The 11,694-nt window shown below is 67.7% G+C and carries 13 protein-coding genes and 1 tRNA gene; 9 read left to right on the top strand and 5 right to left on the bottom strand.

The genetic code is table 11. From position 1 onward, the window contains the following. Positions 1-111 precede the first annotated feature (111 nt). The gene (treS, locus tag ASD37_RS07055) at positions 112-2,340 is read left to right on the top strand and encodes a maltose alpha-D-glucosyltransferase (protein WP_056549420.1); all 2,229 of its coding nucleotides are present in this window, start codon (positions 112-114) and stop codon (positions 2,338-2,340) included. 3 nt (positions 2,341-2,343) lie between these two features. Here treS and ASD37_RS07050 read toward each other — a convergent pair whose 3' ends face one another. Genes ASD37_RS07050 through ASD37_RS07040 form a run of 3 tightly spaced genes read right to left on the bottom strand, consistent with a single transcriptional unit; the run spans position 2,344 to position 3,719 of the window. Then, positions 2,344-2,838 (bottom strand): hypothetical protein, encoded by a 495-nt coding sequence (locus ASD37_RS07050; RefSeq protein WP_056549419.1) that lies wholly within the window; start codon positions 2,836-2,838, stop codon positions 2,344-2,346. Between the two features lie 22 nt (positions 2,839-2,860). After that, entirely contained in the window at positions 2,861-3,508 is a 648-nt protein-coding gene (locus ASD37_RS07045) for a hypothetical protein (RefSeq protein ID WP_056549417.1), read from the bottom strand. A gap of 7 nt (positions 3,509-3,515) precedes the next feature. After that, entirely contained in the window at positions 3,516-3,719 is a 204-nt protein-coding gene (locus tag ASD37_RS07040; RefSeq protein ID WP_056549415.1) for a hypothetical protein, read from the bottom strand. Between the two features lie 36 nt (positions 3,720-3,755). Between ASD37_RS07040 and ASD37_RS07035 the strand changes: the two genes are divergently transcribed. From ASD37_RS07035 to ASD37_RS07005, 7 genes are all read left to right on the top strand, one after another. Continuing rightward, the gene (locus tag ASD37_RS07035) at positions 3,756-4,181 is read left to right on the top strand and encodes a hypothetical protein (protein WP_056549407.1); all 426 of its coding nucleotides are present in this window, start codon (positions 3,756-3,758) and stop codon (positions 4,179-4,181) included. A gap of 42 nt (positions 4,182-4,223) precedes the next feature. Continuing rightward, entirely contained in the window at positions 4,224-4,706 is a 483-nt protein-coding gene (locus ASD37_RS07030; RefSeq protein ID WP_056550010.1) for a CrcB family protein, read from the top strand. Next, positions 4,703-5,071, top strand: coding sequence for a fluoride efflux transporter CrcB (gene crcB / locus ASD37_RS07025; protein ID WP_056549405.1), 369 nt, complete (start codon positions 4,703-4,705; stop codon positions 5,069-5,071). The genes ASD37_RS07030 and crcB overlap by 4 nt, the downstream gene beginning before the upstream one ends. A 56-nt stretch (positions 5,072-5,127) precedes the next feature. Beyond that, complete coding sequence (gene pgm, locus ASD37_RS07020; protein WP_056549403.1) at positions 5,128-6,789, top strand: phosphoglucomutase (alpha-D-glucose-1,6-bisphosphate-dependent); 1,662 nt, start codon at positions 5,128-5,130, stop codon at positions 6,787-6,789. Next, positions 6,786-8,051, top strand: coding sequence for an MFS transporter (locus ASD37_RS07015; RefSeq protein WP_056549401.1), 1,266 nt, complete (start codon positions 6,786-6,788; stop codon positions 8,049-8,051). Before pgm ends, ASD37_RS07015 begins: the two co-directional genes overlap by 4 nt. Before the next feature lie 54 nt (positions 8,052-8,105). After that, positions 8,106-8,178, top strand: a tRNA-Ala gene (locus ASD37_RS07010). 90 nt (positions 8,179-8,268) lie between these two features. Next, on the top strand, positions 8,269-8,706 hold the full coding sequence (locus tag ASD37_RS07005) for a hypothetical protein (protein WP_056549399.1): 438 nt from the start codon (positions 8,269-8,271) through the stop codon (positions 8,704-8,706). Between the two features lie 49 nt (positions 8,707-8,755). On the opposite strand, the gene ASD37_RS07000 is transcribed toward ASD37_RS07005, so the two are convergent. Together ASD37_RS07000 and ASD37_RS06995 are read right to left on the bottom strand one after the other, a co-directional pair. Further along, complete coding sequence (locus ASD37_RS07000; RefSeq protein ID WP_056549397.1) at positions 8,756-9,403, bottom strand: CYTH domain-containing protein; 648 nt, start codon at positions 9,401-9,403, stop codon at positions 8,756-8,758. Between the two features lie 95 nt (positions 9,404-9,498). After that, entirely contained in the window at positions 9,499-10,446 is a 948-nt protein-coding gene (locus tag ASD37_RS06995; protein WP_056549395.1) for an alpha/beta fold hydrolase, read from the bottom strand. A 149-nt stretch (positions 10,447-10,595) separates the two neighbouring features. Here ASD37_RS06995 and ASD37_RS06990 point away from each other — a divergent pair, with 149 nt between their 5' ends. Then, positions 10,596-11,477 (top strand): cutinase family protein, encoded by an 882-nt coding sequence (locus ASD37_RS06990; protein ID WP_056549393.1) that lies wholly within the window; start codon positions 10,596-10,598, stop codon positions 11,475-11,477. Positions 11,478-11,694: the final 217 nt, after the last annotated feature.

The raw sequence follows: 11,694 nt of genomic DNA, 5'->3' as shown, positions 1-11,694 counted from the left end.
GCCTAGATTGGGGGAGCCCTAGTTTCAAGATTCGGCCAACGGCTATACGGCGGCAGGCGGGCCACGGTGTGCGTCACGGGTCCAGGCAGTCAACGAGTGGTGAGGAAGTAGATGACGGACACAGCAAGTGAGGATCCGACGCGCGAGCCAACCGAGATCACCTACGACGAACACTTGCACCCGGCGCGGCCACGCACGCTGCGCTTCCGCCCCCGCGTCAAGGCCCCCTTCGCGCGGCATTCCGTTGCGCGGGACGGCGAAGCGACCGCCGACAACCCGGCCTATGTGAAGTGGCTGTTGTCAGAGTCGATGCTGTCGGACGCCAACGAGATCAGCCAGCAATTCTCCGGCCAGGGGTCGATGTGGCAGAACCCCTTCGCCAACCCCAACCCGCGTGGCGCCGTGACCGCGGCGTCGGTGTGGTTCACCGCGTATCCGCTGTCGCTGATCACCCGGCCGGACGAGTCGTTCCTGACGGCGATGGCCGACGAGGAGATGTGGAAGGCGTTCGCCGAGATCGGCATCGACGGCGTGCACACCGGGCCCGTCAAGCGCGCGGGCGGCATTTCGGGGTGGGAGTACACCCCCAGCGTCGACGGTCACTTCGACCGCATCAGCACCCAGATCGACCCCGCATTCGGAACCGAGGAAGAGTTCCGCAAGATGTGCGCGACGGCCAACTGGTACGGCGGCACCATCATCGACGACGTCGTGCCTGGTCACACCGGTAAGGGTGCCGACTTCCGGCTGGCCGAGATGCACTACGCCGACTACCCGGGGATTTACCACATGGTGGAGATCGACCCGAGGGACTGGCACGAGCTGCCGGAAACCCCCGAGGGTGCGGATTCGGTGAACATCGACGCGGCAACCGAGGAATGGCTGGACAAGGCCGGGTACATCATCGGCCGGCTGCAACGGGTGATCTTCTTCGCCGAGGGCGTGAAGGAAACCAACTGGAGCGTCACGCGGCCCGTCGTCGGCGTCGACGGCGTCGAACGTCGCTGGGTGTACCTGCACTACTTCAAGGACGGGCAGCCGTCGATCAACTGGCTCGACCCCACGTTCGCGGGCATGCGGATGGTGATGGGCGACGCCCTGCACTCGCTGACCGACCTCGGAACGGGCGCGCTGCGACTCGACGCCAACGGATTCCTCGGAGTGGAGAAGAGCGCCGCCGAGGGCAGCCCGGCCTGGTCGGAAGGGCACCCGCTGTCGGAGGCGGCCAACCACCTGATCGCCAGCATGGTGCGCAAGGTGGGTGGGTTCACCTTCCAGGAGCTGAACCTGACCATCGACGACATCCGCGAGGTCGGGGAGGCCGGCGCCGACCTGTCCTACGACTTCATCAACCGCCCCGCCTACCAGCACGCCCTCGCGACCGGCGACACCGAGTTCCTGCGGTTGACGCTGCGGACGTCGATCGAGCTCGGCGTCGACCCGGCGTCGTTGATCCACGCGCTGCAGAACCACGACGAGCTGACCTACGAGCTGGTCCACTGGTCCACCGGGCACCGCGACGACGTCTACACCTACAAGGGCGAGGAGATCACCGGCGAGGAGCTCGGCGAATCGGTTCGCCAAGACCTCCTCACCGCGCTCACCGGCGAGAAGGCCCCGTACAACCTGGTCTTCACCACCAACGGCATCGCGTCGACGACCGCCACCGTGGTCGCCGCGGCGTTGGGCGTCACCGATCTCGACGACATCGTCGACGTCGACCCGATCCGCCGCGCGCATCTGCTGCTGGCCATGTTCAACGCCCTGCAGCCGGGAGTGTTCGCGCTGTCGGGGTGGGACATGTGCGGCATGTTGACGTTGCCGTCGAGTGAGGTCGCAGAGCTGATGCGCGGCGGCGACACCCGATGGATCCACCGCGCCGGGCACGACCTGATGGGCGTCAACGAGCGGGCGACACGGTCGATGGCGGGGATGCCGCGCGGCCGGAGCCTGTACGGGTCCATCCCCGAGCAGCTCGCCGACGAGACGAGTTTCCTACGCCAGCTGCAGGCGATCCTGCGGGTGCGTTCGCACTACGGCATCGCGACCAGCGTGCAGGTCGACATCCCCGAGGTGTCGCAAAAGGGCATGCTGGTGCTCGTCCATCAGCTCGAGGACCCCAGCCAGCATCAGCTGACGATCCTCAACTTCGCCAACGAGGACATCGCGGGCACCGTGCGGTCCGAGCACCTTCCGCCCGGCAGCCACGTGATGGACATGTTCACCGGCAAGACCGTGGGAACGGTCGACGACCTGCACAGCTTCGCGCTGGAGATGCCACGACACCACGGCATGTCGCTGCTGGTCGAGGCGGCCGTGGTGGAGGACGACGCGCAGTAGGGGTCAGCGCCGGGCGGGCACCGTCAGAGCGCTGCCGTCGGAGGCTTCGAGCAGGCAGATCACGGTACTCGGATTGGGGTTCGACGACGTCCGGTTCTGGTTGGAGTCGACGAGGTAGGTGACGCCGAAGGTGCCGCTGCCGACCGGTTCGCCGGTGTACTCGGTGAAAGCCTCGTTGCACTTGCGACCGGCGACGTCCGTGATGGCGGTGTTGACGGCCAGCGGCGCCCGCAGGTAGACCTCGGCGTGGTGTGGCGACGAGCAGTCGACGACGGCGACGACGATCACGGTCGGGTCGACCGGTGGCGGGTCGGCCAGACAGTCACCGGCGTCGAGGTCGAACCAGTTCACGGGGCGCGCGGCCGGTGGGGAGGTCGTGGTCGTGCCCGTGGTGCCGGTGGCCGGTGGCGCCGACGGCGTGGCGACGGGCGGTTCGGCGGGCGGGGAGCACCCGGCGAGGAGTGCGACGGCGACGAGGCAGCCGTACCGAACGATCACGTCGACCTCCTTCGCGCCGAGATTACGTAATGCAGGCGTCGCTCGTGGCGGGCACGCCGCAGGCGGCGGCGAACTGCCGAGGGGTGAGGCCGTCCGCCGAGTTCATGTCGCAGGCGCCGAAGGGCGGCGCACCGTCGGGCAACGTGGTCCCGTTCCCGTATCGCTCACCGTTCGTGTACTGGTGGGCGACCTTGCCGGGGTAGTCGGGGTTGCTTCCGTAGGCGGCGACCACCAGGCGGATTCCCTCCGGCTTCACCGGCCACAGCCGGTTCAGGTCGCCGACGTTGCCGTATCCGATGACCCGTCGTGGGCTGCCCAACCAGTCGGCGACGGCCCAGTAGGCCCGGTTGACGCCGTCGGATTGGTCGCCGGTGATCTGCCCGCCCCAGGTCTCCACGTCGACCATCACGGCCATCCGCGGGTGCGGTTCGCCGACCATGTCCTTCAGCACGGCGACGGTGCGGCGCCAGTTGGGCCGCCAGACGAAGTAGACGATGAAGAACTCGAGTTCGCGTGCATCGCAACGCCTTCGGCACCACGGGTAGTTCACGTGCCAGTTGCGGTCGCGATGGTCGCCGTCGTTGGAGCGGATGCAGAGGACCCGGTGCGGATAGCCGTCGTCGACTGGCACCTGCCATTCGGACACGTCGGCGTAGACGGTGTCCGGCATGGGGCGTTCAGACCCGACCGTCGCGGACGAATTCGAGCAGGCGCTCGTCGTCAGAGGTGAAGCGGTCGACTTCCTCGCCGCCGTCGCACCTCAGCAGCGCGATCGTGACGCCCTGAGCCGTCCGCGCCACCACGTCCCAGATGGCGCCGGCGTCCTGCCAGCGAATGAACTCGGCCACGTAGTCGCGGTCCTTGGCGGATCCACCATGCATCCCTCCACCATCGCATCCCTGTCGTAGGCTGCCGCGGTGGACACGGGCACCAGGTGGGCGATCGCGGCGGCGTTCGTATGGCTTGGCATGGTGTTGGCGATCTCGTTCGTCGAGGCGCCGCTGAAGTTCCGTGCACCCGGTGTCACCCTGCGCATCGGCCTTGGCATAGGCCGGTTGGTCTTCCGCGCGCTGAACGTCTTCGAGTACGTCTTCGCCATGGTGATCGCGGCGGCGCTCTTCAGCCACGAGACCTCGACGTCGCTCAACATCGCGCTGTGCGTCGCGGTGGGCGCGTTGCTCACCCAGACCATCGTCGTGCGGCCGCTGCTGTCGCGTCACAGCACGGCCGTGCTGGAGGGGGACGAGGGGCGGCGGTCGAAGGCGCACCTCGCCTACGTGGCGCTCGAACTCGTCAAGGTGATCGGCCTGGTCTGGACCGGCGTCGTGCTGGTTGACGGATGAGTTGTACTGTGGCGCTGTGCTTTCTGGCGGGTGGGTAGGGTCGTGAACCGTCCGGACTCGCACTCCGAGCTGCCGTCTGACCCCGACGTCGCAGCGCGATCGAGCAGGCCGCTGCACCTGCGCCCGTCGTCGTTGGCGTGGGTGTTCGCCGGTGGTGTCGTCGGTACCGCGCTGAGGTACTACGGCGAACTGCTGCTGCCGCACGACGGGGCGGCGTGGCCGTGGGCGACCTTCCTGATCAACCTCGCCGGGGCGTTCGTCTTGGGGGCCCTGCTGGAAGCGCTGGCCCGGCTGGGCGACGACTCGGGCTGGCGGCTGCGGGCCCGACTCTGCGCAGGGACGGGAGGGTGCGGTGCCTTCACCACCTACAGCACCTTCGCCTTGGAGGCGGTGCTATTGACCAGGCACGGGCACCTCGGCACGGCGATCGCCTACGGCGTGGTCAGCGTCGTCGGCGGACTCCTCACCGCGTGGCTTGGCATCGTGGCCTCCTCTGCCGTGCACCACCGGCGGGCACGGTCGTGATCGTCGCGCTCACCCTCCTCGCCGGGGCCACCGGAGCCGTGACGCGGTTCCTGCTCGACTCGTCGGTCAAGCGCCGGTGGAAGTCGACGTTCCCGTGGGCGACGGTGTTCATCAACGTCACCGGGTCGCTGTTGCTTGGAGTGTTGGCGGGCCTCGTGCTCTTCGCGGGGCAGCCGGCCGTGTGGCAGACCGTGATCGGCACCGGATTCTGCGGCGGCTACACGACTTTCAGCACCGCGAGCTTCGAAACGGTTCGGTTGGTGCAACAGAAGCGGGCCGGCTTGGCCCTGGTCAACGCGTTGGGTTCGTTGGTCTTGTCGGTCGCCGGGTGCGCCGCAGGCCTCCTGGCGGTGTGGGCGCTCTAGGCGAATTCTTGGCGACGCGGACGTGCGCGGCCCAGCGAAGGGGCAGAATCACATTCATGGCTGCCAACCCCCGTGCCGGACAACCGGCGCTTCCCGAAGACCTGATCGACGTGGCCCAGGTGGTCACCGCCTATTACTCGGTGGTGCCCGACCCCGAGGACGTCAACCAGCAGGTGACCTTCGGGACGTCGGGGCATCGTGGGTCGAGCCTCGACGCGGCGTTCAACGAAGCGCACATCCTCGCCACGACGCAGGCCATCGTCGAGTACCGCGCGTCGCAGGGCACCACGGGACCGCTGTTCATCGGCCGCGACACGCACGCGCTGTCCGAGCCGGCCTGGGTGTCCGCGCTGGAGGTGCTGGCCGCCAACGACGTCGTGGCGATGATCGACGGTGCCGACCGGTACACGCCGACGCCGGCGGTCAGCCACGCGATCCTGCAGTTCAACCGGGGTCGCGGCTCCGGTAGTTCGTCCTCCTCGCGTGCGGGTGACCTCGCCGACGGCATCGTCGTCACCCCGTCGCACAACCCGCCGCGCGACGGTGGTTTCAAGTACAACCCGCCCAACGGCGGTCCCGCCGACACCGATGCGACCGGGGTAATCGCCAAGCGCGCCAACGAGATTCTGCGTGGCGGCCTCGTCGACGTGAAGAGGGTCCCGCTCGCGCAGGCGCTGAAGATCGCCGAGCGTCACGACTACATGAACGCCTACGTCGACGACCTGCCGAACATCGTCGACATCCACGCCATCCGCGCCCAGGAGATCAGGATCGGTGCCGACCCCCTCGGTGGCGCCAGCGTCGACTACTGGGGCGCCATCGCCGAGCGGCACAAGTTGAATCTCACCGTGGTCAACCCACTGGTCGACGCCACGTTTCGGTTCATGACGCTCGACACCGACGGCAAGATCCGGATGGACTGCAGCTCGCCGAATGCGATGACGAGTCTCTTGGGCAAGATCGGCGACTACCAGATCGCCACCGGTAACGACACAGACTCCGACCGGCACGGCATCGTCACCCCCGACGGCGGCTTGATGAACCCGAACCACTACCTCGCCGTCGCGATCGATTACCTGTACACGCACCGGCCGAACTGGCCCGGGTCCACCGCCGTCGGCAAGACCGCGGTGAGCAGCTCGATCATCGACCGGGTGGTCGACGGCCTCGGTCGCAAGCTGGTCGAGGTGCCCGTCGGGTTCAAGTGGTTCGTCGACGGATTGATCGGCGGCACAATCGGATTCGGTGGGGAGGAGAGCGCGGGTGCGTCGTTCCTCCGCAACGACGGGTCGGTGTGGACCACCGACAAGGACGGCATCATCCTGGCGCTGCTGGCCTCGGAGATCCTCGCCGTGACCGGGTCGACCCCCTCGCAGCGCTACGCCGAGATTGCGGAGAAGTACGGGGCGCCGACCTACGCCCGCGTCGACGCCCCCGCCAATCGGGAGCAGAAGGCGCGCCTGGCCAAGCTGTCGCCGGAGCAGGTGAGCGCGACCGAATTGGCCGGCGAAACGATCACCGCGAAGCTGACCACCGCACCGGGCAACGGAGCCCCGCTTGGCGGGCTCAAGGTCACCACCGAGAACGCGTGGTTCGCGGCGCGGCCGTCCGGCACCGAGGACGTCTACAAGATCTACGCCGAGTCGTTCAAGGGCCCGGAGCATCTGGCCGAGGTGCAGGAGGCGGCCCGCGAGGTGGTGAATACAGTCATAGCGTGAGTTCCGACGCGGAGGCAGACTGTCAGACTCCCGTAAAGGAGAAGCTCCCAAGCGAAGTCTGGGTGCTGATCTTCTGCAACGTGATCGTCGCCCTCGGGTACGGGGTGGTGGCGCCGGTCTTGCCGCAGTACGCCCGCAACTTCGGCGTCAGCATCAGCGCGGCGACGTTCGTGATCACGGCGTTCGCCCTGATGCGCCTGGTGGGCGCGCCGCCCGCGGGTCTGCTGGTGCAGAAGCTGGGGGAGCGACGGGTCTACGTCTCCGGGCTGCTGATCGTCGCGCTGTCCACCGGCGCCTGCGCGTTCGCCCAGACCTATTGGCAGCTGCTGGCGTTCCGGTCGCTGGGTGGGCTTGGCTCGGCGATGTTCACCGTCTCGTCGCTCGGCCTGATGATCAGGATCTCCCCGGCCAACGCGCGAGGCCGGGTGTCGGGGATGTTCACCTCGGCCTTTCTCGTCGGCTCGGTCGGTGGGCCCGTGTTGGGCAGCCTGACGGTCGGTTTCGGACTGTCGATGCCGTTCGTCATCTACGGCGTCGCGCTGCTGATTGCGGCCGGTGTCGTCCTGGTGGTGCTGCGCACGTCGTCGCTCGCGGTGGCGAACGAGCAGACCGAGGCGGCCCTCAGCGTCCGCGCGGCCCTGCGCAACCCCGCCTACCGGGCCGCCCTGGCGTCGAACTTCGCGACCGGATGGTCGGCGTTCGGCCTGCGGGTGGCGCTGGTCCCGCTGTTCGTCGTGGAGGTGTTGCACCGAGGCGCCGGGATCGCCGGGCTGGCGCTGGCGACCTTCGCCATCGGAAACGTGTCGGTGGTGATCGTCAGCGGCTACCTGTCCGACCGGGTGGGCCGACGCATCCCGCTGTTGATCGGGCTTCCGGTGGCCGCGGTGACGACCGTCCTCGTCGGCTTCACGACGTCGCTGCCGCTGTTCCTGGCCGCCGCCTTCGTAACCGGAGCGGCAACGGGCATCTTCATCGCGCCGCAGCAGGCGGCGGTGGCCGACATCGTGGGCAGCAAGGCGCGCGGCGGGACGGCCGTGGCGACGTTCCAGATGACGTCGGACTTCGGGGCCATCCTCGGCTCGCTGGCGGTCGGCCAGATCGCGCAGTACCTGTCCTACGGGTCGGCGTTCGCCTTCAGCGGCGCCATCCTGCTGGCCGCGGCGGTGTTCTGGATCTTCGCGCCAGAGACCCGGCCGAGGACCAATGCGGAGCACACCGAGGCCCGGCCGCTGGGTCCCGACGCTGGTGGCGACGTCCCCTGACGTGCCGTTTTGAACCTGAAGTGCTCATTGGTGTACCGTCGACCAGCACGACGAGGGGCTATGGCGCAGTTGGTAGCGCACCACACTGGCAGTGTGGGGGTCAGGGGTTCGAATCCCCTTAGCTCCACAGTCAAGAAGCCCGTTCCGACTCAGGTCGGAGCGGGCTTTTTCGTTTCCCCGGGCTAACGTCTGAGCCGCGGCAGGCGATGGTTGGGTCATGCGGCCCTTTCGTTTTGCCTGCGCGCTTGCCGTCGTCCTGGTTGGCTCGTCGCCGTGGATGGCGTCGGCCCACGCCGACGCCTTCGCAGAACTGCCCCGGGTGCCGGTGGCGGCCTCCCAGAGCTGCGGCGGTGACGTCGGGGCCGAGGCCGAGGTGGCGTTGGTGCAGACCGGTGACCGCGTCGAGAACGGAGTGCGTGCGGTAATCCACTACGACGCTGGGGTCTACGACGGCTCGTGCGCGCTGACTGTGACGGCGGCGTGGACGAATCTGGACACCGGCGCGTCGGGAAGCGGTCCCATCCGCGCGGTCTCGACGATCGACGGGCACTACGGTTTCATCGGTTATGCCAACACCACGTTCGCGACGGGTCGCGGCACCGTCGTCGTCACCTTCAGTTCGCACCCGGGTGCCGAATTGACGATCACGACCTGAGTGCCGTTGCAGGCGGACTCGTGGAGCGAGGCGCAGGCTGGCACGATCCTCACAGCCTCGGCTGGCTGCCCTCGACTTCGTTGATGCCGAGGTTGTCGACGAATCGGGGCCCGCTCTGCGACAGCTCTTTACGGTAATTGGCGGCCCAGTCGCCGAATGGGTGATGCGCGAGATACTCGTTGCGAAACCGGTCGTCCTCGGAGACCTCGGTGACGCAGAACGCGGGGATCGTCAGGTCGACCACCGGGGCGTTGCGCTCGACCTCGGCCAGCAAGAGAGGAGCGTTGCGGCCGAGGAACCGGTCGACGATCCAGCCGTCCTCGCCGAGCCACGCCGAGTAGCGAATCTTGGTGATGACATGGTCTGCGCGCGAGATGATCTGACCGGCGACGACCGGGTCGAGTTCGCGTTCGGCTTCGTAGCGGGTGCCGCCGGCGGCCGGGCCCTTGGCGGTCATGGTTCCGATCGCGTCGGCGTCGTCTGAAAGGCTCGTGGCGTCGACGAGACCGTTCGGAGAAGCATCGAAGTCGACGGGGGCGGGGCACTGCAGTCGTACGCGCACCGCGTATCCGTCGGCGGCGAACAGGTAGGCCTGCACGATCAATTCGGGCTGCGGATCGAGGGCAGTGACAGCGGGCATCTCGCGGACGTAGAACTTCCGCTCGAATTCGAAATCGCCGACATCGGACTCTGACATCTCCCGACGTTAGCGCCTTGACACCCCGATCGTTCGCAGGCAGTGCCGTGGCCACAGGCGAATAGTCTTGCGCGGCAACGCGGCCACCTCGCGAATTAGGTCGGCGTCGGCGCACCGATGAACTCCACACCGGCAGTGATCGCGGGTCGGTGGCGAAGGATCCGGTAGTGAGCCAACCGCCCGAGTCCCTTCGTCGTCAGCAGTCGCGCGTCCGGCCACGTCGCAGCGAGTCGCTGGCTGGCCGCGTACGGCGCATCGGGGTCATCCGGATCGTGAATGACGAGCAGCGGCGGGTAGCCGGCGAGGCGGCCGACGTGCTCCATGTTGGTCTCGTGCAGCGGCATTCCGATTCGCTTCTCCAAGCGGCGCTGCAGCCCGGCCCGAATACGGCGGCCGAAGTCGTGCCGCGCCGCGAACAAATCCAAGTACAGGGGGAAGTCGCCCATCGGTGAGAGCAGAACCAACCGCCCGACGCAGGCGCCTTCGGCCGCCGCGCACACCGTGGCATTTCCGCCGAGCGAATGGGCCACCACCGCATGGGCCGACCCGTGTGCCTCGATCACAGCCTTGATCGCCGCAGCGCACTCGACCGACGTGGTCCGTCCCGGCGCCAGCTCGCCGGGGTCGGATTCGTTGTGGCTCGGCAGGTCGAACGCGATGACGCGGTACCCGGCTGCCACCAGTGGCTTGATGAACATGGCCAGATGCGGACGGCGGCCGCCCCAGCCGTGGACCAGATAGACCGGCGGTCCCTCGCCCCATTCCTCGCCGACGACCCGGTGCCCATCCCAGGACGCCTCAAGCGGCTTGCCCGGCGGCACACCCGGCGGCAGCCGTAGAGCCGACTCCATGACGGGCGGTGTGCACCACAACTCCACCGCCCATCGAGAGCCCAGGCCGGGTGCGAGCCGTTCGAGCACGCGGAAACGCCTACGGACGTCGTCGGCGACCGGAGGAAGAATCTCCGAGCCGACGACGTCAAGTGGGGGTATCGCACCCTCCGGGGCCGACTCCGAGGCTCGGCCGGATTTCCGTTCAGTCATGGCCGACGATTGGGTCGAGTGGTGGCACGCGGCGACCCTAGCAGCGTGCCGAGGCGGCTCTGGTCTCACGGGGCGCCTCAAGTTCGCTGAGGCGAACGTCAATTGTTGGAAGTAACGCATTCCCGCTGACAGCGCGTATTATCTGCCGGATGCGAAACTATCGCCGGCGTAGCTCGCAGACGACGAAATCCCGTTTGGCGGGTGGCGGCGCTGCGGCGCTGGTGATTGCTGCGGCACAGCAGTGGATTCCCGGTGCCGCGCCAGTTGCGTCCGCCGCCGACTGCGCCGACGCCGAGGTGGTCTTTGCCCGGGGCACGGACGAGCCGAAGGGCATCGGCCAGGTCGGCTCTGCCTTCGTCGACTCGCTGCGCGCGCAGGCCGCCGGCATGAACATCACGACGTACGCGGTGGATTACGACGCGGGCAAGCTCCAGCTGGGCAGCGGCGACGGCGCCAAGGACGCGATCAAGCACATCAAAACCATGGCGGCCTCGTGCCCCGACACCAAGATCGTGTTGGGTGGCTACTCCCAGGGGGCGAACGTCGTCAACATCGTCGCCGGCAATCCCATCGTCGGAATCGCGTGGGGGCCAGCTCTCCCGTCGTCATTGGCGGAAAACGTCGCAGCGATTGCGACCTTCGGCAATGTCGCCAACCGCTCGGGTACCAAGCTGCCGTCCCAGTCTGCGATGTTCACCGGTAAGGCGATCGATCTGTGCAACCCAACGGATCCGATCTGTCACGCGGGTGAGGGCAATGCATGGAGCGGGCACACCGATGGCTACGTCCCGGTGTACACCACGCAGGCTGCGGTATTCGCGGCGTCGACGTTGGTGGCCGGGTCGAGCTTGGCCGTGCCGGGGTTCGGGCCACCCACGGCTAATGGGCAGCTGCCGGGGTCTGACGCGACCCCGCCCGGGTACGGCGTGCCGGCCCCAATTTACGCGTCGCAGCCGCAGGGTTCAGACCACCTGCCGCCCGGCTACGTCCCGTCTGCGCCCGACCCCACCTTCGTGAGCGGCTTGCCGTGAGGCTCTGCTCTCACCGGAGAACTGATGCCACTGTTCGACCTTCCGACTGCACAGAGATCTGAAGTCGACGGCCTGGAAGTGACGCCAACTCTTCGAGGTCTTTGACTATTTCGTGGACCCGCACGGACTATGCCCAGAATTCAGGTCCGGTCCGTTTTGTCGTGCCCGTCGAACGGGGCTGTCTCGGTTGGTGGCAGAAGCGAGCGAGGCCGGGCCA

The organism is Mycobacterium sp. Root135 (assembly GCF_001426545.1).
In the GTDB taxonomy this organism is placed as follows: Bacteria; Actinomycetota; Actinomycetes; order Mycobacteriales; family Mycobacteriaceae; genus Mycobacterium.
Note: the sequence above shows the minus strand (reverse complement) of the source record. Positions and strands in the feature narration are given on the sequence as shown.